The 17980-nt window shown below is 69.7% G+C and carries 20 protein-coding genes and 1 pseudogene; 12 read left to right on the forward strand and 9 right to left on the reverse strand.

Translation table 11 applies throughout. The features are described from left to right. Nucleotides 1–59 precede the first annotated feature (59 nt). The 3 genes from B4V04_RS09840 to B4V04_RS09850 form a co-directional block, all read right to left on the reverse strand. On the reverse strand, nucleotides 60–869 hold the full coding sequence (locus B4V04_RS09840; RefSeq protein ID WP_498231240.1) for an SDR family NAD(P)-dependent oxidoreductase: 810 nt from the start codon (nucleotides 867–869) through the stop codon (nucleotides 60–62). Between the two features lie 6 nt (nucleotides 870–875). Then, complete coding sequence (locus B4V04_RS09845; protein ID WP_498231242.1) at nucleotides 876–1559, reverse strand: haloacid dehalogenase type II; 684 nt, start codon at nucleotides 1557–1559, stop codon at nucleotides 876–878. A 240-nt stretch (nucleotides 1560–1799) separates the two neighbouring features. Continuing rightward, entirely contained in the window at nucleotides 1800–2024 is a 225-nt protein-coding gene (locus B4V04_RS09850; protein ID WP_498231244.1) for a hypothetical protein, read from the reverse strand. Nucleotides 2025–2274: 250 nt separating this feature from the next. Here B4V04_RS09850 and B4V04_RS09855 point away from each other — a divergent pair. The 3 genes and pseudogenes from B4V04_RS09855 to B4V04_RS09865 all read left to right on the forward strand — a co-directional run bounded on the left by B4V04_RS09855 (nucleotide 2275) and on the right by B4V04_RS09865 (nucleotide 4641). Next, nucleotides 2275–2911 (forward strand): annotated as a pseudogene (locus B4V04_RS09855) (IS6 family transposase). 302 nt (nucleotides 2912–3213) lie between these two features. Further along, nucleotides 3214–3708, forward strand: coding sequence for a redoxin domain-containing protein (locus tag B4V04_RS09860; protein WP_498232451.1), 495 nt, complete (start codon nucleotides 3214–3216; stop codon nucleotides 3706–3708). A 135-nt stretch (nucleotides 3709–3843) separates the two neighbouring features. Continuing rightward, complete coding sequence (locus B4V04_RS09865; RefSeq protein ID WP_498231245.1) at nucleotides 3844–4641, forward strand: SDR family oxidoreductase; 798 nt, start codon at nucleotides 3844–3846, stop codon at nucleotides 4639–4641. Between the two features lie 71 nt (nucleotides 4642–4712). Here B4V04_RS09865 and B4V04_RS09870 read toward each other — a convergent pair whose 3' ends face one another. From B4V04_RS09870 to B4V04_RS09890, 5 genes are all read right to left on the reverse strand, one after another. Further along, on the reverse strand, nucleotides 4713–5483 hold the full coding sequence (locus B4V04_RS09870) for an SDR family NAD(P)-dependent oxidoreductase (RefSeq protein ID WP_498231247.1): 771 nt from the start codon (nucleotides 5481–5483) through the stop codon (nucleotides 4713–4715). A 42-nt stretch (nucleotides 5484–5525) separates the two neighbouring features. Next, complete coding sequence (locus B4V04_RS09875) at nucleotides 5526–5915, reverse strand: cupin domain-containing protein (RefSeq protein WP_498231249.1); 390 nt, start codon at nucleotides 5913–5915, stop codon at nucleotides 5526–5528. A gap of 220 nt (nucleotides 5916–6135) precedes the next feature. After that, a complete protein-coding gene (gene icd, locus B4V04_RS09880; protein WP_498231251.1) occupies nucleotides 6136–7398 on the reverse strand; it encodes an isocitrate dehydrogenase (NADP(+)) in 1263 nt (420 codons plus the stop codon). An 86-nt stretch (nucleotides 7399–7484) separates the two neighbouring features. After that, nucleotides 7485–8492, reverse strand: coding sequence for a glycosyltransferase family 2 protein (locus tag B4V04_RS09885; RefSeq protein WP_498232452.1), 1008 nt, complete (start codon nucleotides 8490–8492; stop codon nucleotides 7485–7487). A 54-nt stretch (nucleotides 8493–8546) separates the two neighbouring features. Then, entirely contained in the window at nucleotides 8547–10127 is a 1581-nt protein-coding gene (locus B4V04_RS09890; protein ID WP_498231253.1) for an HTTM domain-containing protein, read from the reverse strand. A gap of 150 nt (nucleotides 10128–10277) precedes the next feature. Between B4V04_RS09890 and B4V04_RS09895 the strand changes: the two genes are divergently transcribed. From B4V04_RS09895 to B4V04_RS09935, 9 genes are all read left to right on the forward strand, one after another. Beyond that, nucleotides 10278–11195, forward strand: a complete 918-nt coding sequence (locus B4V04_RS09895; RefSeq protein ID WP_498232453.1) for an isoaspartyl peptidase/L-asparaginase — start codon at nucleotides 10278–10280, stop codon at nucleotides 11193–11195. Between the two features lie 582 nt (nucleotides 11196–11777). Continuing rightward, entirely contained in the window at nucleotides 11778–12809 is a 1032-nt protein-coding gene (cofD, locus tag B4V04_RS09900) for a 2-phospho-L-lactate transferase (RefSeq protein ID WP_498231255.1), read from the forward strand. Next, nucleotides 12806–13624 (forward strand): beta/alpha barrel domain-containing protein, encoded by an 819-nt coding sequence (locus tag B4V04_RS09905; protein WP_498231256.1) that lies wholly within the window; start codon nucleotides 12806–12808, stop codon nucleotides 13622–13624. The genes cofD and B4V04_RS09905 overlap by 4 nt, the downstream gene beginning before the upstream one ends. Next, nucleotides 13621–14592 (forward strand): triphosphoribosyl-dephospho-CoA synthase, encoded by a 972-nt coding sequence (locus tag B4V04_RS09910; RefSeq protein WP_498231258.1) that lies wholly within the window; start codon nucleotides 13621–13623, stop codon nucleotides 14590–14592. The genes B4V04_RS09905 and B4V04_RS09910 overlap by 4 nt, the downstream gene beginning before the upstream one ends. Beyond that, nucleotides 14589–15281, forward strand: a complete 693-nt coding sequence (locus tag B4V04_RS09915) for a DUF447 domain-containing protein (RefSeq protein WP_498231260.1) — start codon at nucleotides 14589–14591, stop codon at nucleotides 15279–15281. Before B4V04_RS09910 ends, B4V04_RS09915 begins: the two co-directional genes overlap by 4 nt. 94 nt (nucleotides 15282–15375) lie before the next feature. Further along, a complete protein-coding gene (locus B4V04_RS09920; RefSeq protein ID WP_008007028.1) occupies nucleotides 15376–15570 on the forward strand; it encodes a 30S ribosomal protein S17e in 195 nt (64 codons plus the stop codon). A gap of 105 nt (nucleotides 15571–15675) precedes the next feature. Next, nucleotides 15676–16911: a tripartite tricarboxylate transporter permease gene (locus B4V04_RS09925; RefSeq protein ID WP_498231261.1), complete on the forward strand. Its 1236-nt coding sequence runs from the start codon at nucleotides 15676–15678 to the stop codon at nucleotides 16909–16911. Between the two features lie 134 nt (nucleotides 16912–17045). Then, nucleotides 17046–17225, forward strand: coding sequence for an HVO_2753 family zinc finger protein (locus tag B4V04_RS09930; RefSeq protein WP_092565370.1), 180 nt, complete (start codon nucleotides 17046–17048; stop codon nucleotides 17223–17225). A 1-nt stretch (nucleotide 17226) separates the two neighbouring features. Beyond that, the gene (locus B4V04_RS09935) at nucleotides 17227–17493 is read left to right on the forward strand and encodes an elongation factor 1-beta (RefSeq protein ID WP_092565372.1); all 267 of its coding nucleotides are present in this window, start codon (nucleotides 17227–17229) and stop codon (nucleotides 17491–17493) included. Nucleotides 17494–17603: 110 nt separating this feature from the next. Here the strand turns inward: B4V04_RS09935 and B4V04_RS09940 are convergent, their stop codons facing one another. Continuing rightward, a complete protein-coding gene (locus tag B4V04_RS09940; RefSeq protein WP_498231262.1) occupies nucleotides 17604–17972 on the reverse strand; it encodes a thioredoxin family protein in 369 nt (122 codons plus the stop codon). Nucleotides 17973–17980 lie beyond the last annotated feature (8 nt).

A 17980-nucleotide genomic window follows, 5' to 3' on the forward strand; every position in this document is an offset into this window, starting at 1 on the left:
CGCTCGGCCGGCGACCACGTGACGATGCGCCGTCGCGACGCCGCGCTCGACCGGTCCCCTCACCGCGCCGTCCAGCCGCCGTCGGCCGCCAGCGTCTCGCCGGTGACGAAGCTCGCGGCGTCGCTGGCGAGGAAGACGACCGGTCCGGCGACCTCCATCGGGTCGGCGAACCGGTCCAGCGGGGTCCGGTCGAGGATCGACTCCCGGAGCCGTTCGTTCTCCTGGAGCGTTTCGGTGAGATCGGTCGCGACGTAGCCCGGCGCGACCGCGTTCACCCGGACCTCGGGCGCCCAGTCGATCGCCGCGCTCTTCGTGAGCCCGACGAGCCCGTGCTTCGAGGCGACGTACGGGTGTTGTTTCGGCAGGCCGACCTCCCCCGCGACGCTGGCGACGTTGACGACGCTTCCGTCCGACTCCTGCAGGTGCGGGCCCGCGGCCCGGAGCGTCCGGAACGCCCCCCGCAGGTTCACGTCGAGCACGTCGTCGACCGCGGCGGCGTCGATGTCGGCGGGATCGCCGAGCGCGTCGTCGGGGTTGAACCCCGCGTTGTTGACGAGCACGTCCAGCGAGCCGAACGCCGCGACCGTCTCGTCGACGAGCGCCTCGACGTCGGCGTCGTCCGTCACGTCGGCGGTGACCCCGCGCGCCTCGACGCCCAGATCACGCGCCGCCGCGGCGACCGCCTCGACCTCCTCCTCCGTCCGCGCCGCGGGGACGACCGTCGCGCCGGCGGCCGCCAGCCCGAGCGCGATGGCCTCCCCGATCCCGCGGCCGCCGCCCGTGACGACGGCAACCTTCCCCGAGAGGTCCGGGAGCGCGTCTGTCGGTGGGTGGGGCCGTTCTCCCGGGTCCGCGTCGCGCTCGGGCATCGGGGCTCAGACCCCCAGCGCGTCCGCCACCTCGTGGATCGACTCGACCGTGCGGTCCGGGTCGCCGTCGAACGGCTCCCACGGGGTCCCCTTCCGGTCGAGGCGGACCGCCTGCATCCCCGCGTGGGCGGCGCCCATCACGTCGAACCAGCCGGCGGTGACGTGGACGATCTCGTCGATCGGCGTCCCGGTCCGGGCGGCGCCGTGGCGGTACAGCGCCGCGGCCGGCTTGAACGTCTCCACCTCGTCGGCGCTTATCGTGTCTGCGACGAGGTCCTCGATCCCGGCGTGTTCGACCATCGACTCGAGCATCGCCGGGTTCCCGTTCGAGAGCACGTACGGCTCGTATCCCCCCTCGCGGAGGCGCTCGATGCCCGAGCGGACGTCGTCGAACACCTCGAGCTCGTGGTACACCGCGAGGATCTCGTCGCGCTCGGCCGCCGGGAGGTCAACGCCGTGCGCCTCCAAAGCGTACGTCAGCGCGTCTCGGTTCACCTCGTAGAACGGCTGGTAGGCGTCGATCGCGTTCGCGACGAACGTGTACGCCAGCGACCGCGACCGCCAGAGCCGGGACACCGGCTCGGGGTCGGCCACGCGGTCGGCAAGCGCGGTCTCCGCCGCCTCCACGTCGACGAGGGTGCTGTACGAGTCGAACGTCACCGTCCGGACGCGGTCGGGGTCGAACGACATTCGCGTCGCCCTTCGGCCGCCCGCGTCATTACTCCCGGTGGTCGGCGCGGTCGGCGTCGCCGTCGCGAGCGGGTCGGTGAGACCGGTCCCCCGTCTTCTCGGTGATCTGAACGCTCGCGTCCAGCGAAACGCGGTCCCGCGAAATATTCACCGATCGATCGCAGAGTCGTCGCCGACGACGAGACTGGTCGTGACGCTCGCATCCGTGATCCGAGGGATGAACGGGACTCCCACCGCCGATCAGAGGAGCCGGCCGAGGAGGTACGGGAGGAAGGCGACGAGCCCCGCGACCGCTCCCGCGAGGTCGGCGAGCAGCGCCGCGAGAACCTCAGACAGCGGCAGAAACGACAGGGCGGCGGAGACGGTGCCGCCGACGAGCCCGTCGCGGACGGTCCGCCAGCGCGTTTCCGGTCGAGGTTGACCGGCCGGTTCACGAGTCTTCCGGGAGCGGTCTGACACGCTCATGTCGGAACCCGTCCGTATCCACGCACGCCCGCACAGGGAGCGTTACTCCCACTCTCGTGGTACCGTTTATATTCGGCTCGGCGGCGCACCGCGGGCTTTTCGCCCTCGATCACGGATCTCGGGTCCCGATCCCGATTCGCGTCGCCGTCCCGAATCGTCAGCGCTCCGGCCGTTGCACTAAAAAACCTCCACGGTAGCCGGAAGAGGGATGTTACGTTGAGAACGAGGCGGTCGGTGTTTCGAATGCTCTATGTCTGAACCCAACCGCATCACTTGCTGTACTGAATGGATAGCCTCGGAGTTTGTGGAGCGAGAGCGGACACCCAACGAGATCATTGAAACGGGTATTCAGTTCTATCTCGCTAAATTATCATTCTCAAATACAAAATAGTATCTTGAGAAGTCCGATGTCGATCGGAGTCGAACAGCAATTCACAACTGGATTCAAGAGGCCGACCTACAGCCAGCTGACGGTGCGAGCCCGAATCGCGTTGCGGTCGATGAGACTGCGATTCAGATCGACTCAGACAGATTCCGGCTGTATGCCGCCGTCGATCCCCACCCAAACGAATTCTTTCACGTTGACTATCTCCAGTTCAAAATCAACAATTTACGCCGGTGTTTCTCCCCGATCTCAGAGAGAAATATCACGTCGACGATGCGTCGTTTCTCGTTGATGCCGGCGGACATCTCACAGCATCACTCTCACGGACTTCGCTTCGATTTTAAATCACTCGTTATGGACTCGGAATGCCGTCGAACATATATTTAAAGAAGCAAAACGACGAAAATATTTGTTTTCAAACACGTTTAGAAATGCGGAGCCGGCCGCGGCAGAATCATCGCTTCGAGCCTTCGTCCTCCGCTGGAACCGATGCTTAACTTAACAGGACCCCGTCCGCTGGAACCGATACTTAAGTTAACACGACCCAGTCCAACGGCGGTGAGTGATCCGACTGGCAACTGATTTCCCCGGTGAAAGGATGTAACACTTCACTTGTGGGCTCTCAAACAGTGACTCTGACGCCGTCACCGGACTCAACAACGCAGTAATTTCCAAACGAAAAGATCGTAGATAAAATCCGGATCCGATGCTGCTCCTAATTGTTTTCCTACTCACACGCCGCATGTTTCCGTGTCCCGACAGAAACCCGCCAACGTTACGTCATTCTCCATACTACAGTGTATCATGGTTTCCGAAGGTGACCCCGCGCCCGACTTCACTCTCCCGCTGGCCGGTGGAGACAGCTACGATCACGTCTCTGAATTCACTTTATCAGAGGCGATCGGAGACGGACCGATTGTGCTCGCATTCGTTCCAGGTGCGTTCACTAGTGGCTGTACTGAGGAGATGTGTACATTCGGGAGTGAATTAGGTACTTTCGAGGCGCTCGACGCCTCGGTATACGGCGTTAGCGTTGACCTTCCGTTTGCTCAAAACGTCTGGATAGCACAGGAGGGGTTTGATATTCCGATGCTCTCGGACTGGGACCACGAGGTCATCCGCCTGTACGATGTCGTCTACGAGGACATGTACGGGTCGATCGAATCTGCCCAGCGAAGCGTCTTCGTAATTGACTCGGACGGGATCGTCACGTATCGGTGGATCCGTGAGGACGGGAACCCTCAGTTCGATCCGTTTGTCGCTGACATCCGAGAACGGGTGAAAGAAGCGCGTCAATAGTGGTTTATTTGTGACGGCGACAATCGGTGGTCCGACGAGGCCCGCTAACCGACACGCGTATCGCATGTTCTCTGAGCGTGTCACGGATCTCGCCGTGAGCGGCATTGTTACCTTCTTTCCATGAAACATCAATGCATGGACTTGGAACTTGACGGAGCGTCGGTGTTCGTAGCCGCGGCAAGCAAAGGGCTCGGACTGGGGGCGGCCGTCCAGTTCGCTACGGAGGGAGCGAACGTCACGATTACGTCCCGCAGCGCGGACAACCTCGCTCGTGCTCGCGAGACGATACTCGACGAAACTGACCGGGAGGAGCACGCGGTGTTCACCGTCGAGATGGACCTTGCCGACCGCAACGAGATCGAATCCGGCATCGCGGCAGCAGCGAAAGAGTACGGCGGGCTCGATGTACTGGTCACAAACCACGGTGGTCCGAATAACGCCTCTTTCGCGGAGACCTCTTTGGAGGCGTTTGACGAGGGGTACAACGACGTGCTCCGGAGCACAGTGATTCAATGTAAGGCTGCTCTACCCGCGCTCCGCGACGGCGGCGGTGCGATCACACACCTCGTCGCCGCCTCTGCGGCAGAGCCGACGCCACACGGTACTCTCGGAAACGTGTTCCGGCCGGGTATTTACGGGATCTCGAAGGCCCTCGCTAATGAGGAGGGAGAAAACGGGGTCCGATCGAACTGCGTCGCCCCCCGTGGTGTGCTCTCCGACCGGATCGAGTCGAAAATCGCTGCGCGGGCCGAGCGCGAGGGGCTAACGGAGGCGTCGGTGCGAGAACTCCGCGTCGAGGAGCTCCCTCTTCCGGAGATGGGTACAACCGAAGAGTTCGGCAAGGCGGTCGCCTTCGTCTCCTCACCGGCCGCGTCGTACATTACTGGATCAGTGCTCCCCGTTGACGGCGGGTGGAGTTCTCGTCTCTTGTAGTCGGGCGGTGAGTATTCGCAGCTCATCGTCGGCCCCGCAGCGATCGCAAGACGCGATCTACCTGCAAGTGGTTACTCCTTGGGAACCAGCGTCGGCGTCGGATACGTTCCGCCGTTGACGTGCAGCACTTGTCCGGTCACGAACGATGCGGCATCCGACGCGAGGAAGCAGCACGCGTCAGCGACCTCTTCGGCCTCGCCGAGCCGTCCGAGCGGGGTCGAACGGAGTACCTCTCGCTCGATCTGCTCCCACTCGTCGGTCCGGGCCCGGTTCACGTCGATGAGACCGGGCGAGACGCCGTTGACGCGGATCCCATCTGAACCCAGCTCGGTTGCCAGCTGCCGTATCTGCCCCTCGATCCCCAGCTTCGACCCGTACGAGTGAGCGTGTCCGTGGCTGCCGAGATACACCATCGCACCGATCAGGTTCACGACCGAGCCGCCGCCCCGAGCCTTCATGTCCGGGACGACCGCCTGTGTCGTCTGGAATACGCCCCTAAAGTTCACGTCGAGCACGCGATCGATGTCTTCGGTCTCCACGTCGAGGAACGGCTTTGACGGACGGTAAGTCGCGTTGTTCACGAGCACGTCGATCGGGCCGAGCCGATCGCGGATTTTCTCGACCACCGACTCGACGTCGTCCGGATCACCGATGTCGCCGAGTGCGACCGCGGTCTCGCTACCGGCCTCTCGAACGCGACGGGCCGTTTCCTCGCATCCCTCCTCGTCGGTCCGGGCCGTGACTCCCACATCGGCTCCGGCCTCTGCGAGCCGAACCGCCGTCGCCCGACCGATATTTCGACTCGATCCGGTGACGAGCGCGGTCCTCCCCATTAGATCCATATGTTCCCACCGTTTCGTCGCACTCGTTCGATCGTAATTCGGCTAGACATTGAACTCTGTCTGATAGTCGGTCGCGTCGAGGCGGTCCTCCCGAAGGGGCCAGAACGCCAGTAGGCGCGCTGGTTCCTCGGAGACAGCGCGAGATGCGTGCGGGACGTCCGGTGGGATCTCCACCGCCTCGTGGGTGCTGAGCGAGATTCGTTCCCCGTCAACGAGGAAGTCGACTTCTCCCTCGATAACGATCGTTGTCTGCTCCCACGGGTGACTGTGTTGCGGCTTGTCTTCCCGTTCGGGCCCGATCGTCGTCATGCCGACCATCTGGTCGACGCCTCGGAAGACGACCTGCTCGAATCCGGGTCCTTCCTTCGCGACAGGAGCATCGGCGAGATTGTACACCGACGGTATCTCAGATGGGTCGTATTTACGTACCATACGTTATTGAGTGACGAGACGAAGTTAAAAAGCTACTTCAAGAAAGAGGCCTGACATCGAATCCGAGAGATCTCCGATTCCTGCGTTGTCTGGGTGGGAAACAGTCCCTGATGACGTCGGGATCCCGCTTCGATATTTCGTTGAGAATTCGGACGGCTCGCCTAGGCGAGCCGTTCGATGTTCTCGGAAATCGAAGATTTCCGAGCGCTCGAAAAACTGTCTACGACAGTTTTTCGATGTTTTCGACGACGGCGTCGGCGAACTCGCTGGTGGCGAGTTTCTCGCCGCCTTCGATCTGGCGGTGGAGGTCGTAGGTGACTTTCCCGGAGGAGATGGTCTCTTCGACGGCGTCGCGGACGAGGTCGGCGGCGTCGGACCAGCCGAGGTAGTCGAGCATCTCGCGGCCGGAGAGGATCATCGCGGTGGGGTTCACCTTGTCTTCGCCGGCGTATTTGGGTGCGGAGCCATGGACGGGTTCGGCGAGACAGCGGCCGTGGCCGCGGTTGATGCCGGGGGCGATGCCGAGGCCGCCGATTTGGGCGCCGGCGGCGTCGGACATGTAGTCGCCGTTGAGGTTCATCGTCGCGATGACGGAGTAGTCGTCCGTGCGGGTCAGCAGCTGCTGGAGCATGTTGTCGGCGATGCGGTCCTTGACGACGAGGGTGCCGTCGGGCTGTTCGCCGTCGTGTTCTTCCCAGAGGTGGTCCTCGGTGATGACGTCGTCGCCGTACTCCTCTTCGGCGACCTCGTAGCCCCAGTCGCGGAAGGCGCCCTCGGTGAACTTCATGATGTTCCCTTTGTGGACGAGGGTGACGGAGTCGCGGTCGTTCGCGAGCGCGTAGTCGACCGCCTCGCGGATGAGGCGTTTCGAGCCGAATTCGGAGACGGGCTTGACGCCGATGCCGACGGGGCCGTCGTGGATGATGTCGGTGACGCCCATGTCGTCTTCGACGAACTCGCGTACCTGTTCGGACTCGTCGGTGCCGGCCTCCCACTCGATGCCGGCGTAGACGTCCTCGGTGTTCTCCCGGAAGGTGACCATGTCCATCTTCTCGGGGCTCTTGACGGGCGAGGGGACGCCGTCGATGTAGTAGGTGGGGCGGACGTTGGCGTACAGATCGAGGGTCTTGCGGAGCGCGACGTTGAGCGAGCGGAAGCCGGCGCCGACGGGGGTGGTCAGCGGGCCTTTGATCGCGACGCGGTGGGTGCGGATGGCCGAGACGGTGTCGTCGGGGAGGTTTTCGTCGTACATCTCACGGGCGCTGGCGCCGGCGTAGACGCGCATCCAGGCGATGGAGCGTCCGGTGGCCTCCGCGGCCGCGTCGAGGACCTGCTGTGCGGCCGGCCCGACGTCGGTGCCGATCCCGTCGCCGTGGATGATCGGGATGATGGGGTTGGACGGGACGCTCAGCTCGCCGGTGTCCTCGTCGGCGAGCGTGATCGCCTCGCCGTCGTCGGGGACGTCGACCTTATCGTAGCTCATGAACGTTCGTGGATTCTGCAGGCGGCTTAAAGTGCCTGCCGCTTTCGGCGTGAGCGCCGCGCTCGCAGGCTTTGCCGGTTCCGGTCTCAGGCCGGCTCGACCTCGACCTCGTACAGCGACCGCCACCGGTAGCGCCGACCGCCCCAGACGAACGTCCGCCGCGCGAGCGCGTACGCGAGGAAGAACGGCGAGGCGATCACGGACGGGGCGGCGAGCAGGAACGTCGCCCGCCGGATCCCGAACCGCGCGTACGCCGCGCCCGCCAGCGCCGTGACGAGGGTCACGCCCGCGACCGGCGCGAGCAGGCACAGCGCGGAGAGGCCGACCGAGAGGGCGACGTTGAACGCGGTCGCCGCCGGCGCGTGGTGTCGCGTGATCTGGAAGAAGCGGACGAACCGCTCCAGCGACTCCCGCGGCGACCCGCCCGCCGCGACGGTTCGGATGCGGTCGGCGGCGCTCACGTCGAGGTGCTGCGCGAGCGTCCCGTCGTCGCTGACGGTCCGGCGGAGGTCGGCGAGGAGGGCGTCCTCGTCGAGGTCGTCCCGTTCGAACACGACCGCGCCGCCCCACGCGATCCCGCCGCGGGAGACCGGTAGCGTCCCGCCGATGACGTACGCCGGCTCGAAGAACCGCCCGAGCGGGTCGGCCCCGACGAACACGGGGACCTCCGTCGTCGGTCCCCGTCGGTCGTAGTCGGCGGTGAGTTCCGCGAGCCATCCCGGCGGGTGTCGGAAGTCGTCGTCGGTCCAGACGATCCGATCGTGTTCGGCGGTCTCCATCCCGGCAGCGATCGCGTTCGCCTTTCCGGAACAGCCCTCCGGTTCCCCCGCGACGACGACGCTGACTCCCTCGGGGAGATCGTCGGCCTCCCCGCCGACCAGACCCTCACTCTCTCCTCCGCCGCTCCCGTCCCGACGCTCCGCCACCGGGTCGTCGGCGGCGTCGCAGATCACCAGCAGCTCGTCTCCCTCGCCGAGCTGGGCGGCCACCTCCGAACACGCCTCGGTCCAGCGCACCGTCGGGAGAAGCACCGACGTCGGCGGGCGGGTCCGGTCGCTCTCTGTCACGCCGACCGATTCGGGCGGCGGACGCATAAGTGGCCAGTCGATCGTCCGTTCGGTCCGGTCGTCGCCCTCGCGCTCCGACATTCACCCCGCCCGACACTCCCGCGTTCCGAGCTCCCGGACCCGCGTCTCGCCGCTCTCCGTCACGTCGACCTCGACCGCCGAGGCGCTCACCGACTCGATCTCCTCGCCCGCGAACCCCGCCGAGCGGTCGCAGAGGTGCGCGAGCAGCGCGTCGACGCGAGCGGGCGCCTCGTCGTCCGCCAGCAGGGTGAGGTACTTCCGCCAGCGGGCGGTGGGATACGCCCGCGCGTCGGACGGGGGCCGGTCGGTCACGACGGGGTCGCCGTACAGCGCGTCGATCCGGTCGCCGTCGGCGGTCGTCGCCGTCGCGAGGAAGCGCGCGTCGATCGAGCTCGGGTCCGGCGCGAACATGTCCCAGCCGTGTTCCGCCGGGTCCGCGGTCGCCGCCACGGGTTCGGGCGCGTCGACGAGCCCGGCCGCCATGCCGTTCCACGCGAGCAGCGAGGCGAGGAGGACGGCGGCGACGGCGACGAGGGCGCGTTCGCGGGTCCTTCGGTCCGGTAAGCCGCCGACGTCACGCCCGCCGTTTCCGTACCTGACGCCGTTCGAGCCACCGAGCGTCGACTCCACGGACCCACGGAGTCGTTCGCTCGGCGGGCCGATGCCTCCCTCGACGCGGTCCCAGACGAACGGCGGGAAGAAGGGGAGCAGGGCGGCCGCGGATATCAGCGGGAAGACGCCGAGCTGGAGCGTGAGCGCCATCGAGAGGTGCGCGGCGAGCAGGGTCCCCGCGAGCGCGGCCCGGACCCGCCCGGCGGACGCGACGAGCAGCGGCGACGCGACGAGCAGCGCGAGCCAACCGTAGGTGGCGGCCGCGAGCAGCGCCGGCGCCTCGGGCAGCACCCCTCCGAGCGGACCGTGGAGATACGTGAGCCGGAACACCTGTCCGACCGCCTCGCCGCCGGTCCACGCCGTCCCCCGGAGCTTCTCGACCGCGTTGGCGACGTAGACCACCACGACGACGGCCAACAGGAGCGCCGACGCCGGGCCGGCGAAGCGGTCTCCGCGGGCCGCTCGGACGCGCTCTCCGAGCGACGCTCGCCCGCGGGCGGCGTCGACCGACCAGCGCGCGCCGAGCGGGCAGAACAGCCCGGCCGCGAGCAGGTGGACGAGCAGCTTGTCGCCCGCGTTGAGCACGAACGGGTTCCGCGCCTGCAGCGACGCGAGCAGGAGCAGCGAGACCCCGGCCGCGAGCCGGGTCCGGTGGCCGACCGCGAGCGCGGCGGCGGCGACCCCGGCGACGAGGAACAGGCCCGCGACGGACCACGTCGCGCCGGAGAGCGCGTGCAGCGAGAGCCGGGCGGCGAGGGGGGACGCCTCCGCGAGCGCCGAGCGCGGGAGCACCCCCGCGTCGGTATAAAAAGTCGTCAGGTTCCGGGCGCGCAGCGCGAGGTCGACGAGGAGGACGACGCCGAGCGCGACCCGGAACGCCGCCAGAGCGCGCGGATCGATCCCGACGCGGGCCCGGACCGCGGTTCGGAGGCGGCGCCGGAGCGGAACCCGGCCGGTCGACTCTCCGACGGGGCCGGACTCGGGATCCTCGGAGGGATCGTCGGCGGCGCGTCCTCGGCGGTCGTCCACGGTGGTGGCGACTCTCCGAGGAGCGGGAATAGGTCTTGCGGCGGCGGGCGGGTCGGAGGGCCCCGCCCCTCGCTCGGCGTCGCCGCCCGCCGGTTCCCGGACGCTTATCCGGCCGCCGGGAAACCCCCGGATATGCCACAGCGACCCTCGATGCGCGTCGTCGTCCACGGCGGCGCGGGCGGCGTCCCCGACTCTCCGGCGCCCAGACAAGCGGTCCTCAACGAGGCGGCCGAGCGCGGCGCCGACGCCCGCACGCCGATCGACGCGGTCGAGGCGGCGCTCGCGCCCCTCGAGTCGAGCCCCCGGTTCAACGCCGGCGTCGGCGGCGCGGTCCAGTCCGACGGCGTCGTCCGCACCGACGCCGGCGTGATGACCTCGGACCGGGAGATCGGTGCGGCCTGCTCGATGCCGGGCGTCGAGCACGCCGCGAGCGTCGCCCGCGTCGTTCACACCGAGACGCCGCACGTCTTCGTCTCGGGCGAGCACGCCGTCGAGCTCGCAGAGGAATTCGGCGTCGAGACGGGCGTCGACCTGCTCACCGACGAGACGCGCGAGCGCTACGAGGCGGAGGACCCGCCCCGGGGCGGCCCCCGCGAGCACCTCGACTGGCTCGCGACGCGGTTCGGGTCCGGGAGCGATCAGGCCGGCGGGGAGTCGGGGGGCGAGAGGGCAGACGACGAATCGGGTCGCGCCCCCGACCACGACACGGTCGGCGCCGTGGCCTCGGACGGCGAGACGTTCGCGGCGGCGACCTCCACCGGCGGCCGGTCGTTCGCGCTCGCGGGGCGGGTCGGCGACGTGCCGCAGGTCGGCTCCGGCTTCTTCTGCACCGAGGCCGGCGGCGCGAGCGCGACGGGGGCCGGCGAGGACATCGCGCGCGTCACGCTCTCGCGGCGCGCCGTCGACTTCCTCGACGAGGGCGTGGGCGCGCAGGCGGCGGCCGACCGGGCGATCGAGGAGTTCGATGAGATTACCGGGTCGGGCGCCGGCGTCATCGTCCTCGACGACGACGGAGCCGGGAGCGCGTTCAACACGGACGGGATGCAGACGAGCGTCGCTCGCGAGTAGTCGCTGATCGGGATCGCGATGAATACGGGAGTATGGGTCAACGCGACGGCTCAGGGAGGACAGCGCGACGGCTCAGGGAGGATAGCGCGACGGCTTCGGGAAGAACGTCACGTGGATTCTCCCTGTACGGGTCGATGCTGGCTGACGGCGCTCCCTATCGAGGTGAGTATGACGAAGACCCCGATTACGACGAGTAAGACTCCGAGAATCGGTTCGGACAGCCGGTAGAGAAGCCAACCCATAGCGACGTTTGCACCCGCCAGAGAGAACGGGTAGACGGTCCGTAGCAGGTGCATCGTTCTCGGATAGGTGTACGCAGATACATATTAAATAGGCTACTAAAGCACAAACAACCGGTTAAGTTTGAACGCCGATCGCGCGGAGATCGCCGACGCGCGTCCGGTGAGTCGTATCGAGCCTCCGTCGTCCTCATCGCTGGGTTATCGATTATCTAACCGACGGGGACGGCGAGTTCAGCGAGGCCTCTGTGGTCCATCACCTCCCGAGGGGTGCCCCCGACGCCGATCCGCGTCGTCGCCCGCGGAGGCGAGGATACAAATCCGCCCGCCGCCTTGCGCCGGTATGGTCACGTTCCTCGCCGGCGGCACGGGGACGCCGAAGCTCCTCGACGGGGCGACCCGCGTGTGGGACCCCGCGGAGGTTGCGGTCGTCGCCAACACGGGCGACGACGTCGAGCTCGGCGGCCACCTCGTGTGCCCCGACGTCGACACGGTGCTGTTCGCCGGCGGCGGCGTCCTCGACCGCGAGACGTGGTGGGGGATCGCGGACGACACCACCGAGACGCACGCGGAGCTCCGACGGCTCGCCGACGAGCTCGGCCTCGGCGCGGCCCCGCGCTACCTCGACGCCGAGGCGCAGACGGCGGGCCGCGAGATCGCCCGCTGGCGGCGCTTCTCCGGCGTCGGCGAGTTCATGGAGATCGGCGACCGCGACCGCGCGGTCCACGTCACGCGCACGAGCCTGCTCGACGAGGGGCGCACGCTCACCGAGGCGATCCGGACGCTCGCCGACGCCTTCGGCCTCGACGTCGACCTCCTCCCGATGTCCGACGACCCGGTCTCGACGCTGATACACACCACGGCCGGCGAGACGATCCACTTCCAGGAGTACTGGGTCGCGCGCCGCGGCGAGCCCGCGGTCGCCGACGTGGAGTTCAGGGGGGCGGACGACGCCGAACCGACCGACGCCGTGCTGGACGCGCTCGCCGATCCCGTCGTGATCGGCCCGTCGAACCCCGTGACGAGCGTCGGCCCGATGCTCGCGCTCCCCGGCTTCGAGGCGGCGCTGTCGGAGGTCCCGGTCGTCGCGGTCTCGCCGTTCGTCGGCGACGAGGTGTTCTCCGGCCCGGCGGCCGACCTGATGGCCGGCGTCGGCCGCGACCCGTCGACCGCGGGCGTCGCCGCGGCGTACCCGTTCGCGGACGCGTTCGTCCTCGACGCCGCGGACCCGACCGAGCTCCCCGAGCGCCACGTCGAGCGCACCGACACCCGGATCGACGACGCCGACGACGCCGAGCGGGTCGCCCGGGCCTGCGAGCGCGCGCTGGCGGCGGCGACGGACGCGTCGGCGACCGACGCGGAGGTGGCGGAGTGACGGCGGACGGAGACGAGGACCGCCTCCCGTTCCTCGTCGCCGCGAGCCTCAGCGGCGCGGCCGACGCCGACTGGGCGCGCGCCGCGGCCCCGCACGTCGACGCGGCGATGCTCGGCGGGATCGCCCTCGACCCGGCGAGCCGGGCGGCCGCGCGCGACCTCGTCGCCCGCGGGCGCTCCGAGTTCCTCCCCGACGACCCGCTCGCCTGGGTCGACCGGCAGTTCGCCGCGCTCGCCGACGCGCCGGTCCGTCCGGGCGTCAACCTCCGGAGCGCGACCGTCGACCCGGTGCGCGAGGCGGCGGCGGTCTGCGCCGCGCGCGACGCGGTCTGCGAGGTCAACGCCCACTGCCGGCAGCCGGAGCTGCGCGCGGTCGGCTGCGGCGAGTCCCTCCTGCGCGAGCCCGACCGGCTCGCCGAGTACGTCGCCGCCGCGGCCGAGACCGGCGCGGCGACGAGCGTGAAGGCCCGCGCGGAGGTCCCCGGCGTCGACCTCGTCGCCGTCGCAGACGCGGTCGCCGAGGCGGGAGCGGAGTGGCTCCACGTCGACGCGATGGACTCGGAGGGCGTCGTCGGTGACCTCACCGCGGACGACGGAGGACCGCCCCGCGCCGACCTCACCGTGATCGCCAACAACGGCGTCCGGGGCCGGCGGACGGTCGCCGAGTACGCCGCGCACGGGGCCGACGCCGTCAGCGTCGGGCGGCCGACGGAACGCCCGGCGGAACTCGCGCGCGTCGCCGAGGCGGTGCGCGCGTGGCGAGACGGGGAGCTACCGGGGGAGGAGGCGACCCCCCGCCGGGAGGCGTCGCCGTGACCGCCGACACCGACCCGGTCGACGACGCGACCCTCGCGCTCCTGCTCGAGGTCGCCGGCACGCCCAAGCCCGGCAACGTCGACCGCCGGCGGGACCTGGGCGACCTCCGATTCGAGTCGTTCCTCGGCGGGGCGGTCGGCGCCCGCGCGGGGCTGGAACTGGCGGCCGACGAGGCGGCTCCCGTCGGCGACGCCTTCGAGCGCGCGGTGGCGGGGATGGCCGACCGGGCGGGGACGAACACCCAGTTCGGCTGTCTGCTGCTGCTCGTCCCGCTGCTTCGCGCGACCGTCGCGGGCGGGGACGCGTCCGCGGGCCGCTCCGCGCCGGCTCCCTCCCCCGACGCCGTCGACCGCGTGACCCGCGACACGACCGTCGCCGACGCGGTCGCGTTCTACCGCGCGTTCGAGCGCGTCGACGTCGCGGTCGCTGACCCGCCCGCGGACGCGACCGACTTGGACGTGCGCCGCGGGAGCGACGCGGCGCCGACGCTCCGCGAGCGGGGGTTGACCCTACGCGACGTGCTGGCCATCTCGGCCGATCCCGACGACCCGGACCGCGTTCCCGACCGCAACGCGCGGGAGTGGGTCGAGGGGTTCCCGCGGACGTTCCGCGCCGCCGAGTGGATCCGGACGGACGAGGGGCCGCTGACCGATCGAGCCGCGCGCGCCTTCCTCGGGCTCCTCGCGGCCGAGCCCGACACGCTGGTCGCCGCGGTTCACGGGCCCGAGACGGCGCGGGAGGCGAGCGCCCGGGCGGCCGCGCTGCTCGACGGGGCGGACGGTGTCGGCTCGGGCGCCGCCGGCGTCGGCGGTATCGACGCCGACGCGGTCCACGGGGCCGACCTCGACGCCGCCGAGGGGTTGGCGACGGCGTTCGTCGACGAGGGGATCAACCCCGGGACGACGGCGGACCTCACCTGCGCGGCGCTGTACGTCGCGCTCCGACGCGGCGCGGAGGTGGCGCCGTGACCGACGACGGACCCGACGGGGACCGCGGAGCGTCGGCGGAGGGCGACGACGCCGTCACCGCCGACGGCTGGCCGATCGCGCTCCGCGGCGTCACCGAGTCGGTCGTGACGACGCTCGGCCCGAACGACCGGTGGAACGTCGCGGCGCTCGGGCTCCACGCGCCGGACGACCCCGCCGACCCCGTGACCGCGCGGACCTACGGCCGAACCCGGACGTGGCGGAACTTCGCCGAGCGCGGCGGCGGCGTCGTCCAGTTCACGTCCGACCCGCGGACGTTCGTCGACGCCGCGCTCACCGTCCGCGAGGTCGACGAGCCCGTCCTCGAAACGGCCGACGCCTGGGTCGAGGTGACCGCCGAAGAGGTCGGGCGCGAGACCGAGGGCGACACGACGATCCGGACGTGGGCGCTCGATCCGGTCGAGAGCGCGGTGATCCGGGAGCGCGTGCCGACGGTCAACCGCGGGTTCGGCGCGGTCGTCGACGCGACGGTCGCGGCCTCGCGGCTCGACGTACCCGGATTCGACACGGACGAACTGCTCGACCGGCTGGCGTACTTCGCGGACGTGGTCGACCGCTGCGGCGGACCGGCCGAGCGCGAGGCGTTCGCCCGGATCGACGAGGCGACCGGGTGGCGGGAGCTCGCCGAGGACGAGCGGCGTGCCGACGCCGACCGCGACGGCGACGCGTGAGTGTTCGATCGCGCCACGGACCGCCGTGATACCGCCTCGCGACCGCTCGCGGCGGAACGAACCCTTTTAGTTCGGCCCGGCGGTATCGCTCGGTATGGCCATCAAACCCAAGTACATCAAGCAGCTCGGGAACGTCCTGCTTGAGCGGTACCCCGACTCGTTCAACACGGACTTCGAGACGAACAAGGAGAGCGTCACCGCCCTCACCACCGTCGAGTCGAAGGGCGTCCGCAACCGGATCGCCGGCTACGTCACCCAGAAGAAGGCGCAGGCGGCCCAGAAGGCGTAAGCGGGTTCGAGTTCTCGACCGTTCGCTTCGACTCTCCCGAGCCGCGTTGATCGCTCCGTCGACGGTCCCACCGTTTATCACCGAAGCCGCGGCCACCTCGCCGCGATGGACGCCCTCGTCCGCCCGGTCGTCGATCCGACGTTCGCGGCCGCCGCGCTCGCGTTCCTCTGCGGGGGCGTGGCGCTCGGCACCCTGAGCGGGCTCGTCCCGGGCCTCCACGCGAACAACTTCGCGCTGCTGCTCGCGGGGTTCGCGCCCGCCGTCTCCGCCGACCCGCTGCTCGTCGGCGTCGCGATGCTCGGCGCGGGCGTGGTCCACTCCTTCCTCGACATCGTCCCCGCGCTCGCGCTCGGCGTGCCCGACGCGGCGACGGCGGTCGCGGCGCTGCCGGGCCACAGGCTCGTGATCGCCGGGCGGGGCCGCGAGGCGATCCGGCTCTCGGCGGTCGGCTCCGGGCTCGCGGTCGCGCTCGCGGTCCCCCTCGCCGTGCCGATCACGTGGGCCATGGTGCGCGGCTACCCGACGGTGCGGGCGCACCTCCCGCTGCTCCTGGCCGGCGTCGTCGCGTTCCTCGTGTTCACCGAGTCGTCGAAGCGGGCCGCGGTCGGCGGGCTCCTCGCGTTCCTCGCGAGCGCCGCGCTCGGGTTCGCGACCCTCGACGTCGACCCCGCCGCGCCGCTCGACGCCGGCGGCGTCCTCGCGCCGCTGTTCGCCGGGCTGTTCGGCGCGCCCGTGCTCGTCGACGCGCTCGGCGGCGAGGGCGTCCCGCCGCAGGCCGACGCGCGGATCACGATGGCTCCCCGCGACCTCGGCGTGAGCGCCGGCGCCGGGTCGCTCGCGGGCGCGGTGGTCGGCTACGTCCCCGGCGTCTCGGCCGCCATCGCCGCTGTCGCCGCGCTGCCGGCGGTGCCCCGCTCGGAGGCCGATCGCGGGTTCGTCGTCGCCACGAGCGGCGCGAACACGGCGAACACGATCTTCGCGCTGTTCGCACTCGTCGCGCTCGGCACGCCGCGCACGGGCGTCATGGTCGCGATCGACCGGGCCGCGGTCCCGTTCGCGCTCCCGGTCCTCCTCGTCGCCGCGGGCGTCGCGGCGGCCTGCGGATTCGCGCTCGCGCTGCTCCTCGGCGACGCCTATCTCCGCGTCGTCGGGAACGCCGACTACACCCGCCTGTCGACCGCCGTGCTGGCGCTTCTCGCCGTGGTCTCGTTCCTGTTCGCCGGAGCGTTCGGCGTCGGCGTCTTCGCCGTCGCCGCCGCGCTCGGACTCGTCCCGCCGCGGGTCGGCGCCCGGCGGGTCCACCTGATGGGCGTGCTGATCGGCCCGCTGATCGTCGGTTGACGGTGGCCCGTCGATCGCCCGCACCGTCGTCGACAGCGCTCGGACCCGCGCGCCGCGGTATCGCGTCTCGAGCCGCGGTCCGCCGCCGACCGCAAAGAACAACGGTTAAAAGTCGCGCGGTGGTGGTTCAGTGTATGAGCGAGAGTGAAACGCAGGGCACCCGACAGTGTGTCTCCTGTGGTATCCAGGTGGCCGGCATGAACGCCGCGCGGTTCTCCTGCCCCGACTGCGGGGCGACGATCCACCGGTGCGCGAAGTGCCGGAAGCAGAGCAATCTCTACGAGTGCCACGACTGCGGTTTCCGAGGGCCCTAGTATGGGAGACGTCGCCGCCAAGATCAAGGTCATGCCGAACAGCCCCGAAGTCGACCTCGACGACCTGCAGGACCGACTCGAGGAGTCGCTCCCGCAGGGCGCGAAGATCCGCGGCTTCCAGCGCGACGACGTCGCGTTCGGCCTCGTCGCCCTCCTACCGACCGTCATCGTCCCCGACGGCGCGGGCGGCACCGAGGCGGTCGAGGAGGCGTTCGCGGACGTTGACGGCGTCGAGTCCGTCGCCGTCGAAAACGTCGGCCGGCTGTAGAGCCGACCCACCGGGGTTCGACCCGGAACTCGCGGGACCCGGACGTATTTTTCGTTCCGCTCCGTTCCTCACGCTTCGCTAGCGACGAGCCCCTCTCGGGCCGCGTCCGATCACTCGACGCGTTCGCGGACCCAGGCGGCGAGCTCCTCGCCGGGAATGAATCCCTCCGCGCGGCGGGCGACGGGCTCGCCGTCGACGAACAGCACGAACAGCGGGACGCTCCGCACGTCGAACCGCTCGACGAGCGGGGGATCGTCGCGGGGATTTATCAGGGCGACGTCGACGTCGAGCGCGCGGGCGACGTTCCCGAGGACGGGCTCCATGCTCGCACAGATGCCGCACCCGTCCGTGTAGAACTCGACCAGCGCGGCGTCCGCGTCGTCGACGAAGGCGTCGAGCGCGTCCGCGTCGTCGAGCGACGTCGGGCGGCGGGCGCCCTCGTCGGCGTCCGGCTCGGTATCGGCAGCGGTATTGGTCATTATACACA

The sequence above is a fragment of the Halorubrum sp. B52 genome (genome assembly GCF_059752555.1).